Consider the following 16,071-nt stretch of genomic DNA (forward strand, 5'->3'; position numbering starts at 1 on the left):
AGCAGGGTGGGCCGCCAGCCTGCCCCATCTCGAAATGCCGTTTGAAAACAATGAATAAATTAAGTTTTCGTTTTTCGACGGCCTAGTGCAGTATGCGAGAGAGAGAGCCGGCCGTTTGGAAAACATGCTGCTCTGCTGTCGTCATTCCCATACAGGCAGAAATTCAAAAGTTGAAATGTTCTGCTGTAAAGAGTGCTGAAAGATTTAAGTTTGGATTTCCGTCTATACGGGAATGATGGTAGCGGAGCAGCAATTTTTTTTCATACCGCGAATAGATTTCAGACAACAAGCAATAAAACAGAATTTATGGTTTCAGACGGCATTAAGGGCCGTCTGAAATCCCAAAACCAAAAAAAGAATAGATTTTAGGAGAACCGACATGACTGCCAACCAACGCTACCGCAAAGCTTTGCCCGGTACGGATTTGGAATATTATGACGCGCGTCAGGCGTGTGAAGACATCAAACCAGGCTCTTACGACAAGCTGCCTTATACAAGCCGTATCTTGGCTGAGAACTTGGTCAACCGCGCAGGCAAAGTCGACCTGCCTACGCTGCAAAGCTGGTTGGGCCAGCTGATTGAGGGAAAACAGGAAATCGACTTTCCTTGGTATCCGGCGCGCGTGGTGTGTCACGATATTCTGGGTCAGACAGCGTTGGTGGATTTGGCAGGACTGCGCGATGCGATTGCCGAAAAAGGCGGCGATCCTTCCAAAGTGAATCCGGTGGTGCAAACCCAGCTTATCGTTGACCACTCTCTGGCCGTTGAATGCGGCGGCTACGATCCTGATGCTTTCCGTAAAAACCGCGAAATCGAAGATCGACGCAACGAAGACCGTTTCCACTTCATCAACTGGACAAAAACCGCATTTGAAAATGTGGACGTGATTCCGGCGGGCAACGGCATTATGCACCAAATCAACTTGGAAAAAATGTCTCCGGTTGTCCAAGTCAAAAACGGTGTAGCGTTCCCTGACACCTGCGTCGGTACTGACTCACATACGCCGCACGTTGATTCATTGGGCGTGATTTCCGTAGGCGTGGGCGGTTTGGAAGCCGAAACCGTAATGTTGGGCCGTGCCTCCATGATGCGTCTGCCTGATATTGTCGGCGTTGAGCTGACCGGCAAACGCCAGCCGGGCATTACTGCCACCGACATCGTGTTGGCACTGACCGAATTCTTGCGTAAAGAGCGCGTGGTTGGTGCATTTGTCGAATTCTTTGGCGAGGGCGCAAGAAGCCTGTCCATCGGCGACCGTGCCACCATTTCCAATATGACCCCTGAGTTCGGCGCGACTGCTGCGATGTTCGCTATTGATGAGCAAACCATTGATTATTTGAAACTGACCGGTCGCGACGATGCGCAAGTGAAATTGGTGGAAACCTACGCCAAAACCGCAGGCTTGTGGGCAGATGCCTTGAAAAACGCCGTTTATCCTCGCGTATTGAAATTTGATTTGAGCAGCGTAACGCGCAATATGGCAGGCCCAAGTAATCCGCATGCCCGTTTTGCGACCGCCGATTTGGCCAGCAAAGGCTTGGCTAAACCTTACGAAGAGCCTTCAGACGGCCAAATGCCTGACGGTGCAGTGATTATTGCCGCGATTACTTCGTGTACCAATACTTCCAATCCGCGCAACGTTGTCGCCGCCGCGCTGTTGGCACGCAATGCCAACCGCCTCGGCTTGAAACGCAAACCTTGGGTGAAATCTTCGTTTGCCCCGGGTTCAAAAGTAGCCGAAATCTATTTGAAAGAAGCAGGCCTGCTGCCTGAAATGGAAAAACTCGGCTTCGGTATCGTTGCCTTCGCATGTACCACCTGTAACGGCATGAGCGGCGCGCTGGATCCGAAAATCCAGAAAGAAATCATCGACCGCGATTTGTACGCCACCGCTGTATTGTCAGGCAACCGCAACTTTGACGGCCGTATCCATCCGTATGCGAAACAGGCTTTCCTCGCTTCGCCTCCGTTGGTCGTTGCCTACGCGCTGGCAGGCAGCATCCGTTTCGATATTGAAAACGACGTACTAGGCGTTGCAGACGGCAAAGAAATCCGCCTGAAAGATATCTGGCCGACCGATGAAGAAATCGATGCCATCGTTGCCGAATATGTGAAACCGCAACAATTCCGCGACGTTTATATTCCGATGTTCGATACCGGCACAGCGCAAAAAGCACCAAGCCCGCTGTACGACTGGCGTCCAATGTCCACCTATATCCGCCGCCCACCTTACTGGGAAGGAGCACTGGCAGGGGAGCGCACATTGAGAGGCATGCGTCCGCTGGCGATTTTGCCCGACAACATCACCACCGACCACCTCTCGCCGTCCAATGCGATTTTGGCCAGCAGTGCCGCAGGCGAATATTTGGCGAAAATGGGTTTGCCTGAAGAAGACTTCAACTCTTATGCAACCCACCGCGGCGACCACTTGACCGCCCAACGCGCAACCTTCGCCAATCCGAAACTGTTTAACGAAATGGTGAGAAACGAAGACGGCAGCGTACGCCAAGGTTCGCTGGCACGCGTTGAACCCGAAGGTAAAACCATGCGCATGTGGGAAGCCATCGAAACCTATATGAACCGCAAACAGCCGCTCATCATCATTGCCGGTGCGGACTACGGTCAAGGCTCAAGCCGCGACTGGGCTGCAAAAGGCGTACGCCTCGCCGGCGTGGAAGCGATTGTTGCCGAAGGCTTCGAGCGTATCCACCGCACCAACTTGATCGGTATGGGCGTGTTGCCGCTGCAATTCAAACCGGGTACTAACCGCCACACCCTGAAACTGGACGGTACGGAAACCTACGACGTGGTCGGCGAACGCACACCGCGCTGCGACCTGACTCTCGTGATTCACCGTAAAAACGGCGAAACTGTCAAAGTTCCGGTTACCTGCCGCCTCGATACTGCAGAAGAAGTATTGGTATATGAAGCCGGTGGTGTGTTGCAACGTTTCGCACAAGACTTTTTAGAAGGAAATGCAGCGTAAGGTAAATCGGGCATGATCAAAATGTCCGGGCTACGCTCAAAAAGGTTTTCAGACGGCCTCGAATGTTTGAGAGGCCGTCTGAAAAAACCATACTAGAAATACAAAGGAGAACTCGAAATGCCGCAAATTAAAATTCCAGCCGTTTACTACCGCGGCGGTACATCTAAAGGCATTTTCTTCAAACGCACCGATCTGCCGGCAGCTGCGCAGGAAGCAGGCGAGGCACGCGACAAAATCCTCTTGCGCGTACTCGGCAGCCCCGACCCTTACGGCAAACAGATTGACGGTTTAGGCAATGCCAGTTCGTCCACCAGCAAAGCCGTAATTTTGGACAAATCCGAACGCGCCGATCACGATGTTGATTACTTGTTCGGACAAGTTTCCATCGACAAACCTTTTGTCGATTGGAGCGGCAACTGCGGCAATCTGACTGCCGCCGTGGGCGCATTTGCCATCGAGCAAGGCTTGGTCGATAAAGACAAAATCCCTTCAGACGGCCTGTGTACCGTCAAAATTTGGCAGAAAAACATCGGCAAAACCATTATTGCCCATGTACCGATGCAAAACGGCGCAGTTTTGGAAACAGGCAATTTTGAGCTTGACGGCGTAACGTTTCCGGCAGCCGAAGTACAAATCGAATTTCTTGATCCGGCCGACGGCGAAGGCAGTATGTTCCCAACCGGCAATTTGGTCGATGAAATTGATGTGCCGAATATAGGCCGTCTGAAAGCCACGCTTATCAATGCCGGCATTCCAACCATTTTCCTGAATGCCGCAGATTTGGGCTATACAGGCAAAGAGTTGCAAGACGATATCAACAACGATGCCGCGGCTCTGGAAAAATTTGAAACCATCCGCGCGTATGGTGCGCTGAAAATGGGTTTAATCAGCGACGTATCCGAAGCCGCTACCCGCGCCCATACTCCGAAAGTCGCTTTTGTCGCCCCTGCGGCCGATTACACCGCTTCAAGCGGCAAAACCGTCAAAGCTGCCGACATCGATTTATTGGTACGCGCACTGAGCATGGGCAAATTGCACCACGCCATGATGGGTACTGCTTCAGTCGCCATCGCTACCGCTGCCGCCGTGCCCGGTACGCTGGTCAACCTTGCAGCCGGAGGCGGAGCGCGTAAAGAAGTCCGTTTCGGCCATCCGTCAGGCACACTGCGCGTTGGTGCAGCCGCCGAATGTCAGGACGGACAATGGACGGCCACCAAAGCAGTCATGAGCCGTAGCGCACGCGTGATTATGGAAGGACAAGTCCGAGTGCCGGAAGATTGCTTTTAAGTTTTCAGACGGCCGCAGCACTAAACAAGGCCGTCTGAAAACCAAATAAGCAGATTTTAGTCAGGTAGCGATACCTGCAATGGAGATTATGGTTGGGCATAAAGCCTGACTAAACATCAAACCAAAGGCAATCTGAAAAGCTCTCAAATGTTTTTGCTCTTTTCAGACGGCCTGAAGCCAAAAAAACAATCAAAAATCAAAGGAGAAACACCATGTCCAACCAACTCATTCTTGTTCTAAACTGCGGCAGCTCTTCACTCAAAGGTGCTGTTATCGACCGTAAAAACGGCAAAGTTCTCTTAAGCTGTCTCGGCGAACGTTTGGGTACGCCCGAAGCAGTCATTACGTTCAGCAAAGACGGCAAAAAATGCCAAACAGCCTTGACCGGCCGTAACGACCACGCCGGTGCAGTAGGTATGTTGCTGAAAGAACTTGAAAAACACGGCCTGCACGACCGCATTAAAGCCATCGGCCACCGCATCGCCCACGGCGGCGAAAAATACAGCGAATCTGTTTTGATCGATCAAGCAGTAATGGACGAACTCAATGCCTGCATTCCGCTCGCTCCGCTGCACAATCCTGCTAATATCAACGGCATTTTGGCTGCGCAAGAGCATTTCCCGGGTCTGCCCAATGTCGGCGTGATGGATACTTCGTTCCACCAAACCATGCCGGAGCGTGCCTACACTTATGCCGTTCCGCGCGAATTGCGTAAAAAATACGCTTTCCGCCGCTACGGTTTCCACGGTACCAGCATGCGTTACGTTGCCCCTGAAGCCGCACGGATTTTGGGCAAACCTCTGGAAGACATCCGTATGATTATTGCCCACTTAGGCAACGGCGCATCCATTACCGCCATTAAAAACGGCAAATCCGTTGACACCAGTATGGGCTTCACGCCGATTGAAGGCTTGGTGATGGGTACCCGTTGCGGCGACATCGACCCGGGCGTGTACAGCTATCTGACTTCACAAGCCGGTTTGGATGTTGCCCAAGTTGATGAAATGCTGAACAAAAAATCAGGCTTGCTCGGTATTTCTGAACTCTCCAACGACTGCCGTTCTTTGGAAATCGCTGCGGATGAAGGCCATGAAGGCGCACGCTTGGCTCTGGAAGTGATGACTTACCGCCTTGCCAAATACATTGCTTCGATGGCAGTAGCTTGTGGCGGCATTGATGCACTCGTGTTTACCGGCGGTATCGGCGAAAACTCGCGTAATATCCGAGCTAAAACTGTTTCCTATTTGGATTTCTTAGGTCTGCACATCGACACCAAAGCCAATATGGACAAACGCTACGGCAATTCAGGTATTATCAGCCCGACCGATTCTTCTCCGGCTGTTTTGGTTGTTCCAACCAATGAAGAGCTGATGATTGCCCACGATACGGCTCAGTTAGCCGGCTTTATGGAAGAAGCAGGCTAGGGCGGAGATTCCCCTAGATCATAAACAATAAAAAGTGCGGATTCATCATCCGCACTTTTTTAATTACATCTCAATCAAGCCACTTGGGTTTGATGTTCGTCGCCGTTGCGCTCACGAACTGCGCCCAAACGGTAAACGGTTTCGCCTTGTTCGCTCAAGAATGCCTGTACTGCATCGGCATCTTCTTTAGCAATGATAACGACCATGCCGATACCGCAGTTGAATGTACGGTACATTTCTTGGGTTTCCACATTGCCTGCTTTTTTCAGCCATTGGAACAGTTTAGGCAATTCCCACGCTTTGGCATCGATTTGTGCAACGGTATTTTCAGGCAAAACGCGAGGTACGTTTTCGGTAATGCCGCCGCCGGTAATATGGGCCATGCCTTTAATGGTGAATTTTTCCAAAGCGGCAAGGATAGGTTTCACATACAGGCGGGTAGGGGCGATAATGGCTTCGCGCAAAGTTTTACCGTTGTCGAATTCCGCGTCCAAATCAGGATTGTCGCGCTCGATGATTTTGCGTACCAAAGAGTAGCCGTTGGAGTGTGCACCGTTGGAAGCCAAGCCCAAAACAACGTCTCCGGCCTGAATGCTGCGGCCGTTAATAACGCGTTCTTTTTCAACCACGCCGACGGCAAAACCTGCCAAGTCGTATTCGCCTTCGGGATACATGCCCGGCATTTCGGCAGTTTCACCGCCAATCAAAGCGCAACCGGATTCTTCGCAGCCTTGGGCAATGCCTTTAATCACATCAGTCGCGCGGGCAACGTCCAGCTTGCCGCAAGCAAAATAGTCCAAGAAGAACAAAGGTTCTGCGCCTTGAACCAAAATGTCGTTGACGCTCATGGCAACCAAATCGATGCCGACGGTATCGTGTTTGTCCCAGTCGAATGCCAGTTTCAGCTTGGTGCCGACGCCGTCCGTACCGGAAACCAATACCGGATTTTTGTATTTTTTGCCGATTTCGACCAAAGCGCCGAAACCGCCCAAATCACCCAACACTTCAGGGCGCATAGTACGCTTGGCAAAAGGTTTGATGTTTTCGACCAGTTGATCGCCTGCGTCGATATCCACGCCTGCGTCACGATAGCTCAAAGAAGTGCTCATTGGATTTCCTTATTCGGGTATGGGTAGATTGTCGGAGCGTATTTTATCTTAAATTAGAGGATTCAGGCTGAATTTTTTGGCATTATTGTCAACAATTTTTATTTTATCTTAATAGCCGTCACGCGTTCAGACGGCCTTTGTGAATCTGTTATACTGCTTATTGATTTTGAAAACCTTAAACATCAATTGGGAAATACCTTTTTATGTATCAAAAGAAAACGCGCGGCGCAAAACCGTGGATTATTATGGCTTGCGTTATCGCGGCCTTTATTTGGCTTTTATATGCCTTGGGCGATGTTTTGACGCCGTTTATCGTAGCTGCCGTTTTGGCCTATGTTTTGAATCCCTTGGTCGAATGGCTGCAACTGAAGCGTATCCGTCGCGCGCCGGCCTCTATGATTATTATGGCACTGGCTTTGCTGATATTGCTGTCGTTGGTGCTGATTATCGTGCCTATGTTGTTGAACCAGTTTAACAATCTGGCCGAACGCCTGCCACAAATCGTAGGCTTTGTTCAAAACAAATTGCTGCCGTGGCTCAATAGCGTCAGCGGGGATTATATTCAAATCGATCAAGAATCAATTATTGCATGGTTGCAGTCGCATACGGATGAGTTGAGCAATACGCTCAAAGAATGGATTCCTACCTTGATGCGTCAAAGTGGTAACGTCATCAGCGGCGTCAGCAATTTGGTGTTGTTACCTTTGCTGCTGTATTACTTCTTGTTGGATTGGAAACGCTGGTCTTCCGGAATCAGCAAATTGGTTCCGCGCCGTTTTATCGAAACTTACACGCGTATCAGCGGCAATATGGATGAAGTTTTGGGCGAGTTTCTGCGTGGCCAGCTGATGGTGATGATGATTATGGGCTTGGTCTATGGCTTGGGCTTGATGCTGGTCGGTTTGGATTCCGGCTTTGCCATCGGTATGATTGCCGGTATTTTGGTATTTATTCCGTATTTGGGTGCATTTACCGGCCTTTTGCTGGCGACAGTTGCCGCGCTTTTGCAATATGGCTCATGGCAGGGTTTGTTGATGGTCTGGGCTGTATTCGGTGTCGGACAATTCTTGGAAAGCTTTTTCATTACGCCTAAAATCGTCGGCGACCGCATCGGTTTGTCTCCGTTCTGGGTGATTTTCTCGTTGATGGCTTTCGGACAACTGATGGGTTTTGTCGGTATGCTTGCCGGTCTGCCGCTTGCCGCCGTAACATTGGTTTTATTGCGTGAAGGTGCATCTGCCTATTTCGGCAGCCATTTCTATAAACATAAATAAATCGATGATATTAAGGCCGTCTGAAATCCAAGTTTCAGACGGCCATTGATAACAAAGGAAGTCTATATGTTAGCCATTATCGGCGGCAGCGGTTTGACCAAACTGCCGGAACTCGAAATTACTGAACGAAAAATCGTACGCACTCCATACGGCTTAACCAGCAGTCCTATTTTGTTCGGCAGGTTGGGGCGCTTGGACATTGTTTTTCTCGCCCGACACGGCTTCAGCCATACCATCGCGCCGCATGAAATCAACTATCGCGCCAATATCTGGGCATTGCACTCTTTAGGCGTTGAAAACATTATTGCCATTTCTTCAGTCGTCGGTATCAACCCTGATTTTGAAAACGGCAGTCTGGTGTTGCCGGACGATTTGATTGACTATACCTATGGCCGTAAAGATACTTTTTTTGAAGGCCAAGAATGCCCTGTCGTCCATACCGATTTTTTCAACCCTTATTGCAATGAATTGCGACAAAAGTTATTAAATATCACGAAAGCGCACAATGTGCCGATTTACGACACAGCAGTATATGGCTGCCTGCAAGGCCCGCGCCGTCCAACTCGCGCAGAAATTGCCCGTTATCGCAATGATGGTGTAGATGTACTTGGTATGACCGGTATGCCCGAAGCTGTTTTGGCCAGAGAGTTGAAAATGGCCTATGCCCACTTTTGCAGCGTCAGCAGCATTGATTGCTTTGATAGCGGAGTAGGGACTGTAGGCTGTAATGAACAGACTTCTATGGCGATGACGAAAATCCGACAATTATTGAATGGTTTGTAATTGATCATGCCGTCTGAAATGATGTTTTCAGACGGCATTGTTTTAGTTAAGAAGCCGTTTCACGCGCCCAATGAGGCAGGGAAGCTTTTTGTTTGCGGAACGAGGCAAGTTGCATGCCCCGACATTTTTCAAAAATCAATTCGACCCCGCTTTGCAGCTGTAAAATCAAATTGGTATGCGTTTCCGTTTTAATAAAGTCAATATTGCGTTGTACCAAGCGCTGAATGACGGCATAAACATCAAGGCAGCCATTTGCAAAAAACCACGGATTCAATTTTACCCAACGGCCGCCGCTTAGTGCAGCATCAGGCTGAAAATCAGCGCGAATCTGTGTCAAACGATTGTCGGAGAAATGCAGTTCGATATCGCCATAAAGCCAAATATTCCAGCCTTTTTGTACCAACAAGCCTTTAGGGACGCAATCAGGCGCAGGAAACATCTGCAAAATAGACTCTGCCGATTGTCCGATTTCCAGATAGTCAAACCGGCCGGTATACAAAAAATCATAAATATCAACGGCAATAGGAAAGTGGTAACGCATGGCAACAACCATAGAAAAGCAATTAACCAAGCTATCTTAAACTTAAAATATAATGAAATCAATTCTTATTACTATTTATTCAATATAAGAAAGGCCGTCTGTTGTCCAGACGGCCTTATAGCTTTGGCTTAAACCGATAATTTTGGTTTACTCAGCCTTTAAATCAGCCACGCATTGCTTATCGCGTGCCTCAAAAGCTTCCGCGCCACCCAAGAGTTTGAGTTGCTCCTCAGGGCTGATTTTGCCGAAGTTTCGGATTTGCTCGTCAGAGAGTTTGCTTAAAGGCTGATCCCACATGCAGACACAATAGTCTTGAGCCAATTTCTCGTTTTGCGCATCCAAACCTTTTGCCTTCAAATCAGTTTGCCATTTTTCAGCAAAAGGAATGTTTTTCACACAAGATTCCACCACATTTTGCTTCATCTGCGGCTTGTTCATGGCGCATTGTGAGAGCAGGGCGGTCAGAGCCAGCAAAGACAAAATAATCCATGCCCAAATGCGGATGGTGCGGATTTTTGCCTTGGCTTTCTTTCTGGCCGCCAGTTGTTCTTCAGACGGCCTTTCCGTTTGTTGCTCAGTCATGCAGGCTTTCCATGCGGATCATGGTGATCGGAGCATCCACGCAGCTCAACGCCTCAATCGCTGCGATAGCGCGTTTGACATTGTGTTCCACCGTGGTGTGGGTCAGAATCACGATTTCAGCAGTGCTTTGATTAATCACGCCTTTTTGAATCAAAGCTTCGATAGAAACATTTTCTTTGGCCAAGAGTGCGGCAATTTGACCCAAAGTTCCTGGTTCGTCAGTTGCTTGAACGCGCAGATAGTAGCTGCTGGTGATTTCATCCATAGGCAGAATATTTTGCACTTGAACTTGTGAAGGTTGGAATGCCAAGTGAGGGACACGATGGTCAGTCTCAGCTTCAATCAGGCGGGCAATATCAATGATATCGGCAACCACGGCAGAAGCCGTTGGCAATGCACCGGCGCCTGCACCATAATACAAGGTTTCACCAACCATATCGGCATTGACGCGGACAGCATTCATCACGCCGTTAACGTTAGCCAGCAGACGGCTTTCAGGAATCAGAGTAGGGTGTACGCGCAACTCGATGCCTTTGTCGGTTTTACGGGTAATCCCCAACAATTTGATACGGTAGCCAAGTTGTTCAGCGTATTTGATATCGCGGCTGTCGAGTTTGCTGATGCCTTCCAAATAGCAGGCAGAAAAGTTCATCGGCGTACCAAATGCCAATGCGCTCATAATCGTAATTTTATGGCCGGCATCATGACCTTCGATATCAAAAGTGGGGTCAGCTTCTGCATAGCCCAAAGCCTGAGCTTCTTTCAATACGTCTGCAAACGCGCTGCCTTTTTCACGCATTTCAGTCAGAATGAAGTTGCTGGTACCATTAATAATACCGGCGATACTGCGGATTTGGTTCGCAGCCAAGCCTTCACGCAAAGCCTTGATAATTGGTATACCGCCGGCAACAGCAGCTTCAAACTGCACCATGACATTTTTTTCTTCCGCCAAAGGGAAAATTTCATTGCCGTATTCGGCCAGTAGTTTTTTATTGGCAGTAACAATGTGTTTGCCGTTTTCAATCGCTTTCAATACCGCATCTTTGGCAATACCGGTACCGCCAAACAATTCCACAACAACATCAACATCTTGATGTTGAACCAGCTCAAACGGATCTTTGATAAAAGCAGCATTCGGGCAAATTTGTTTGGCTTTTTCTTCGCTCAAATCACAAACAGCAGAAATACGGACTTCTCGTCCCAAGCGGCGGCTGATTTCCGCAGCGTTGTCCTGCAATACAGTAGCCGTACCGCCACCGACTGTACCCAAACCTAAAAGACCGATATTTACTGGCTTCATTGTGTCTCCTTTTGAGCCGATACTTTAAAATAATCACGAAAAACCAAGGCTTGTTATAATCGCTTGCAATCGTAAATTCAGAGCAAAGCATCAATGCACAAGGTCAAACGTTGAATCCTACCTGATATTGCTTGATCTTGCACCTTTTTTTGCAAGTTTCCCAAGGCCGTCTGAAAAATCGTTCTACCATAAAAACAGGAATTGCCATGAAAATCACAGAAAACCATATTGATGAAACCGCATCATTTTTTTCATCCTCACAAGGCATATTGCAAATCGGTGAACAAACATATTCAGAACCCATTTGCTGGCAAGATGGTAAAGTGAGCATCATTCCTCAAACAACCATCGGAGAATTAAACGAACAAATTTTTATATCAGCAATTGAAACAGCAGAAAACCGTCCAGAAGTCATTATTATCGGTACAGGAGAAAAACAAAAATTCCTGCATCCCAAAATTGCTGCAGCCTTATCAGCCTACGGAATCGGCTTTGAATGCATGAACACAGCCTCCACTTGCCGAACTTTAGTTTTACTGCAAGGCGAAGGCCGAAGCACATGGGCTTGGTTGTGGCCATAATTTGTAGAAAAGACTTTTGCATCATACTAGTACAAATTCGCATAATTTATATTATGTTAAATTTCCTATTCAAGATGATTTAAGCATAACATCTTGAATTACCTCTTCTCGCTGACGTTGTTCCTTGATTATACAAGGAAATATTATGTCCGCACCCGTAATATTGTCTGCGGCCGCTACCAAAGGCGGCGTAGGCAAAACAACACTCATTGCTAATGTCTCCGGCATTCTCGCTGATATTGGACTCCGCGTCCTAATGATCGACTGCGACGTTCAGCCATCACTGTCTAAATACTACCCAATAAGCCACCGCGCTCCAAATGGTATTGTCGAATTGCTTCTCGGTGAAAATACCGAAGAAGTCATCCGCTCAACAATATCCAATACCGTTTTCCCAAATTTAGACATCGTTATTTCCAATAACATTTCTGCTTTTGTCGAGACTGAAGTAACTTCTCGTCCCGATCGTGCCTTTTTGCTGAGAAGCAAACTGCATTCACAATACATACAGAATAACTACGATGTGGTTTTGATCGATACTCAGGGTGCAGTCGGCCCTCTCTTGGATACAGCTGCCTTCGCTGCTACATGCTTGCTTTGCCCGATTATGCCTGAAGTTTTGAGTGCCCGTGAGTTTCTCACTGGTACCCAAGAACTTCTGAAGCGACTGCAAAAAGGCGAAGCAATGCGCATCCCCATGCCTCAATTACGAGCCATCATCTACGCGCAAGATCGTACCAATGATGCGAAATTCATCGCATCCTCTATCAAAGACTTCTTTAGTAATACCTTAGACGACAGACGTAAATTGCTGAGCGTAGCAGTTCCTGCTGCCAAAGCATATAAGGAAGCCACAACGTTACGAGTTCCTGTTCATTGCCATGAGCGTAAACAGCTTGGAAAGATGCTGCCCGCTTATGAAATCATGCACCGTATTGTTTATGAGATTTTCCCTGGTATCGAAAATAAAAAATTGCGTGGAAGCTGTTTCAACGACATGACCAGCCTGCTGCAAGAGGAGGTACAGTCATGAATCTGGGCCAAACCAAAGCAGCTTTGAGCCTACACATCGGTACACCTGCACAGACAAATATGAGTTTTGGCCTCGAGGATACTCCTTCTCAGGGCATGTTAATGTCGTTGCCAATCAGCGAGATCGATTTCTTTGACAAAAACCCACGCCGTTTACATGATGTTTCCAGCTATGAGGCCATCAAAGAGTCCATTCGTTCTTCAGGTATTCAACAACCGGTACACGTTACCCAGCGACCTGGTGAAAGTAAATATGTACTGGCACAGGGTGGTAATACCCGTCTCAAAATCTTGCGCGAACTCTTGGAAGAAACTGGCGATAACCGCTTCCGTATGATGCCGTGCATTTACATCCCCTACTCTGACGAAACTACATTGCAGGTTGCGCACCTTGTTGAAAACGAACTGCGTGCTGAAATGTGTTTTTGGGATAAAGCCTGCAAATACGCCGAAATTCGCGATATTTTCCAAGATGAATCTGACTCAGGGAAACTTTCTTTGCGCGAACTGGAAGTGATGTTTTCTGATAAAGGGCTTACGGTTTCTCATAAAACTCTAGGACTGTTCTTTTTTGCTTCTGATAACTTACAGGAGCTTCAAGAATACGCATTCAAACTTTCCCATGCAAAAGTTGAAGAAATTAAAAAACTTCACTCTACCCTGTTCTCAATTTCTAAATCAATTCAGTTGGACGACTCTTTCCAATATTTATGGTCAGATGTGCTGGATCAGTGGCATAACCAATATTCTGCAACAGAGTTAGACGTACATGAGCTTTGTCAGTTTGTACTCAACAAATTCAAATTTGAATATGGTGCTGAAGCCTTTCCTGAAACAGAAAATTTATCTGATAAGAATAAATCTGAAACAGCTGTCAAACAAGATGTCAATTTGCATCAAAAAGAAGCATCTGAAAATAACACTGAGTCAGGGGATTCATCTATTGAATCTGTGCCAGCTAAAGAAGATAGCCCAGAGACTGATGCAGAGGATGAGCTGAAAGGAACTGAACAGACAGGGTTCGAAGCCCTGGATGTTCAGAATCATCAGGTTACTTTGGATCAAACTAGCAAAAAACTGTTTTCTGCGGTTCGTAAGTTGTTGGCCAAAGTGAACCTGTCTGATTGCTTTAAAACCCACAAAGACTTCGCATACGGTTGGTATGTCGAGTATCCAGCATTTGAGCATATTTCAGGATCCAGTGCCGAAAATGCAATCTATGCTATTGATGTTTTGCATGAGGAAGCCGGCAATGTTTTTACATTCCTGTGGAAGCTTTGCGGTATCGATAACTTCATGTTTGATGTTGGCGATAGCTCAAATCCCCTACTTTCGCTGAAAAATGATTCAAAACTTCGTATTGCCTACGAAGATCCCGACAAATACGACGAATATACAAACTGCGGCATTGGCAACAAAGAGAACATCATTGCCTCTGTGTTGAATTGGCAGACAAATAGAGACCTTTGCAAAATTCCCCAAAATCCCCTAAATTCCCACAAAGACATTTAGGGGATTTCCCATGAGCACCTTCTTCCAGCAAACCGCCCAAGCCATGATTGCCAAACACATCGACCGCTTCCCACTATTGAAGTTGGATCAGGTGATTGATTGGCAGCCGATCGAACAATACCTGAATCGTCAAAGAACCCGTTACCTTAGAGACCACCGAGGGCGTCCCGCCTATCCCCTGTTGTCCATGTTCAAAGCCGTCCTGCTCGGACAATGGCACAGCCTCTCCGATCCCGAGCTCGAACACAGCCTCATCACCCGCATCGACTTCAACCTGTTTTGCCGCTTTGACGAACTGAGCATCCCCGATTACAGCACCCTATGCCGCTACCGCAACTGGCTGGCGCAAGACGACACCCTGCCCGAATTGCTGGAATTGATTAACCGACAACTGACCGAAAAAGGCCTAAAAGTAGAGAAAGCATCCGCCGCCGTCATTGACACCACCATTATTCAGACCGCCGGCAGCAAACAGCGCCAGGCCATAGAAGTCGATGACGAAGGACAAGTCAGCGGCCAAACCACACCGAGTAAAGACAGCGATGCCCGTTGGATAAAGAAAAACGGGTTATACAGACTCGGTTACAAACAACATACCCGTACCGATGCGGAAGGCTATATTGAGAAACTGCACATTACCCCCGCCAATGCCCATGAGTGCAAACACCTGTCGCCTTTGTTGGAAGGACTGCCCAAAGGTACGACCGTCTATGCCGATAAAGGCTATGACAGTAAGGAAAACCGGCAACATCTGAAAGAGCGTCGACTGCAGGACGGCATTATGCGCAAAGCACACCGCAACCGTCCGCTGACGGAAGCGCAAACCAAACGCAACCGATATTTGTCGAAGACCCGTTATGTGGTCGAACAAAGCTTCGGTACACTGCACCGTAAATTCCGCTATGCCCGGGCAGCCTATTTCGGTCTGCTCAAAGTAAGTGCGCAAAGCCATCTGAAGGCGATGTGTTTGAACCTTTTGAAAGCGGCTAACAGGCTAAGTGTGCCTGTTGCTGCTTAAAAGGCGGCCGGATGCCTGATTATCAGGTATCCAAGGGGGATTATGGGGGTATTTGAGTAGAATCAGTAGATATTTGAAACAAAAACAGCCGAAAACCTGTGTTAGGTTTCGGCTGTCGGAGGAAAAGGAATTTTGCAAAGGTCTCAGCCGGAGAGTTTGAATATATATACCAAACTGATCATCTTGGGCGGTTAAAAACATGGGAAGCACAAGAGCTTCAGTTAACCAAACGTTCCGACAGGCTTCATCATAACCCTAATACTCCGGGAAAACTCAGTGGTGATCATGCTGGTCATTTGGCGGGAGATAGATTTGGCGGGTCTCCAAAGTTAGATAATCTGGTATCCCAGCTTAGCGGAGTTAATTTAAGCAATTATAAAATTCTAGAAAATGAATGGGCAAATGCATTAATGGAAAAGAAACGCGTAACGGTAAATGTTGATATACAATACAAGGGAAATAGTTTAAGGCCAGATCATTTTGTTATTCAATATGAAATTGATGGCATTAAAAAAGTTGAAAAGATTTACAACACAGGAAAGTAAAAATGAAATTTGAAGATAAGATATCAGAAATACAAAAACGTATGCTTAGCTTGGCACTTGAATTTTCAGGAGAGGGGGTTACCGCTGTCTATATATA

14 protein-coding genes are annotated in these 16,071 nt (G+C 47.7%); 10 read left to right on the forward strand and 4 right to left on the reverse strand.

The genetic code is table 11. From position 1 onward, the window contains the following. Positions 1 to 379: 379 nt before the first annotated feature. The 3 genes from acnD to ACTHUM_RS00570 all read left to right on the forward strand — a co-directional run bounded on the left by acnD (position 380) and on the right by ACTHUM_RS00570 (position 5,697). Positions 380 to 2,986 carry a Fe/S-dependent 2-methylisocitrate dehydratase AcnD gene (gene acnD, locus ACTHUM_RS00560; protein WP_070695614.1) on the forward strand — a complete coding sequence of 869 codons (2,607 nt, stop codon included), beginning with the start codon at positions 380 to 382 and terminating at the stop codon, positions 2,984 to 2,986. Positions 2,987 to 3,103: 117 nt separating this feature from the next. Continuing rightward, on the forward strand, positions 3,104 to 4,273 hold the full coding sequence (prpF, locus tag ACTHUM_RS00565) for a 2-methylaconitate cis-trans isomerase PrpF (protein ID WP_004520374.1): 1,170 nt from the start codon (positions 3,104 to 3,106) through the stop codon (positions 4,271 to 4,273). A gap of 212 nt (positions 4,274 to 4,485) precedes the next feature. Then, positions 4,486 to 5,697, forward strand: a complete 1,212-nt coding sequence (locus tag ACTHUM_RS00570; protein ID WP_004520375.1) for an acetate kinase — start codon at positions 4,486 to 4,488, stop codon at positions 5,695 to 5,697. Between the two features lie 74 nt (positions 5,698 to 5,771). Here ACTHUM_RS00570 and purM read toward each other — a convergent pair whose 3' ends face one another. After that, positions 5,772 to 6,806 carry a phosphoribosylformylglycinamidine cyclo-ligase gene (gene purM / locus ACTHUM_RS00575; RefSeq protein WP_070695613.1) on the reverse strand — a complete coding sequence of 345 codons (1,035 nt, stop codon included), beginning with the start codon at positions 6,804 to 6,806 and terminating at the stop codon, positions 5,772 to 5,774. Positions 6,807 to 7,009: 203 nt separating this feature from the next. Between purM and ACTHUM_RS00580 the strand changes: the two genes are divergently transcribed. Then, a complete protein-coding gene (locus tag ACTHUM_RS00580; RefSeq protein ID WP_049335191.1) occupies positions 7,010 to 8,080 on the forward strand; it encodes an AI-2E family transporter in 1,071 nt (356 codons plus the stop codon). A 66-nt stretch (positions 8,081 to 8,146) separates the two neighbouring features. Then, complete coding sequence (locus tag ACTHUM_RS00585; protein ID WP_049343856.1) at positions 8,147 to 8,863, forward strand: S-methyl-5'-thioinosine phosphorylase; 717 nt, start codon at positions 8,147 to 8,149, stop codon at positions 8,861 to 8,863. A 46-nt stretch (positions 8,864 to 8,909) separates the two neighbouring features. Here the strand turns inward: ACTHUM_RS00585 and ACTHUM_RS00590 are convergent, their stop codons facing one another. From ACTHUM_RS00590 to ACTHUM_RS00600, 3 genes are all read right to left on the reverse strand, one after another. Next, the gene (locus ACTHUM_RS00590) at positions 8,910 to 9,404 is read right to left on the reverse strand and encodes a hypothetical protein (protein WP_049328665.1); all 495 of its coding nucleotides are present in this window, start codon (positions 9,402 to 9,404) and stop codon (positions 8,910 to 8,912) included. Between the two features lie 147 nt (positions 9,405 to 9,551). After that, entirely contained in the window at positions 9,552 to 9,986 is a 435-nt protein-coding gene (locus ACTHUM_RS00595; RefSeq protein ID WP_004520379.1) for a hypothetical protein, read from the reverse strand. Next, positions 9,979 to 11,286, reverse strand: coding sequence for a homoserine dehydrogenase (locus tag ACTHUM_RS00600; RefSeq protein WP_004520380.1), 1,308 nt, complete (start codon positions 11,284 to 11,286; stop codon positions 9,979 to 9,981). The genes ACTHUM_RS00595 and ACTHUM_RS00600 overlap by 8 nt, the downstream gene beginning before the upstream one ends. A 206-nt stretch (positions 11,287 to 11,492) precedes the next feature. On the opposite strand from ACTHUM_RS00600, the gene ACTHUM_RS00605 reads away from it, so the two are divergent. From ACTHUM_RS00605 to ACTHUM_RS00625, 5 genes are all read left to right on the forward strand, one after another. Continuing rightward, on the forward strand, positions 11,493 to 11,867 hold the full coding sequence (locus ACTHUM_RS00605) for an Mth938-like domain-containing protein (protein ID WP_440402786.1): 375 nt from the start codon (positions 11,493 to 11,495) through the stop codon (positions 11,865 to 11,867). Between the two features lie 145 nt (positions 11,868 to 12,012). Beyond that, complete coding sequence (locus tag ACTHUM_RS00610) at positions 12,013 to 12,900, forward strand: ParA family protein (RefSeq protein WP_440402787.1); 888 nt, start codon at positions 12,013 to 12,015, stop codon at positions 12,898 to 12,900. Further along, a complete protein-coding gene (locus ACTHUM_RS00615; RefSeq protein WP_440402788.1) occupies positions 12,897 to 14,411 on the forward strand; it encodes a ParB family protein in 1,515 nt (504 codons plus the stop codon). Before ACTHUM_RS00610 ends, ACTHUM_RS00615 begins: the two co-directional genes overlap by 4 nt. A 10-nt stretch (positions 14,412 to 14,421) precedes the next feature. After that, positions 14,422 to 15,429: an IS5 family transposase gene (locus tag ACTHUM_RS00620; RefSeq protein WP_440398553.1), complete on the forward strand. Its 1,008-nt coding sequence runs from the start codon at positions 14,422 to 14,424 to the stop codon at positions 15,427 to 15,429. A 98-nt stretch (positions 15,430 to 15,527) separates the two neighbouring features. Continuing rightward, on the forward strand, positions 15,528 to 15,974 hold the full coding sequence (locus tag ACTHUM_RS00625) for a DNA/RNA non-specific endonuclease (protein ID WP_070646392.1): 447 nt from the start codon (positions 15,528 to 15,530) through the stop codon (positions 15,972 to 15,974). The last annotated feature ends 97 nt before the right edge of the window (positions 15,975 to 16,071 follow it).

Source organism: Neisseria sp. P0021.S006 (genome assembly GCF_051956895.1).

Bases quoted from the DNA above. Each gene is read 5' to 3' on its own strand.
- acnD (WP_070695614.1), top strand. From the start codon at position 380: ATGACTGCCAACCAACGCTACCGCAAAGCTTTGCCCGGTACGGATTTG.
- prpF (WP_004520374.1), top strand. From the start codon at position 3,104: ATGCCGCAAATTAAAATTCCAGCCGTTTACTACCGCGGCGGTACATCT.
- ACTHUM_RS00570 (WP_004520375.1), top strand. From the start codon at position 4,486: ATGTCCAACCAACTCATTCTTGTTCTAAACTGCGGCAGCTCTTCACTC.
- purM (WP_070695613.1), bottom strand. From the start codon at position 6,806: ATGAGCACTTCTTTGAGCTATCGTGACGCAGGCGTGGATATCGACGCA.
- ACTHUM_RS00580 (WP_049335191.1), top strand. From the start codon at position 7,010: ATGTATCAAAAGAAAACGCGCGGCGCAAAACCGTGGATTATTATGGCT.
- ACTHUM_RS00585 (WP_049343856.1), top strand. From the start codon at position 8,147: ATGTTAGCCATTATCGGCGGCAGCGGTTTGACCAAACTGCCGGAACTC.
- ACTHUM_RS00590 (WP_049328665.1), bottom strand. From the start codon at position 9,404: ATGCGTTACCACTTTCCTATTGCCGTTGATATTTATGATTTTTTGTAT.
- ACTHUM_RS00595 (WP_004520379.1), bottom strand. From the start codon at position 9,986: ATGACTGAGCAACAAACGGAAAGGCCGTCTGAAGAACAACTGGCGGCC.
- ACTHUM_RS00600 (WP_004520380.1), bottom strand. From the start codon at position 11,286: ATGAAGCCAGTAAATATCGGTCTTTTAGGTTTGGGTACAGTCGGTGGC.
- ACTHUM_RS00605 (WP_440402786.1), top strand. From the start codon at position 11,493: ATGAAAATCACAGAAAACCATATTGATGAAACCGCATCATTTTTTTCA.
- ACTHUM_RS00610 (WP_440402787.1), top strand. From the start codon at position 12,013: ATGTCCGCACCCGTAATATTGTCTGCGGCCGCTACCAAAGGCGGCGTA.
- ACTHUM_RS00615 (WP_440402788.1), top strand. From the start codon at position 12,897: ATGAATCTGGGCCAAACCAAAGCAGCTTTGAGCCTACACATCGGTACA.
- ACTHUM_RS00620 (WP_440398553.1), top strand. From the start codon at position 14,422: ATGAGCACCTTCTTCCAGCAAACCGCCCAAGCCATGATTGCCAAACAC.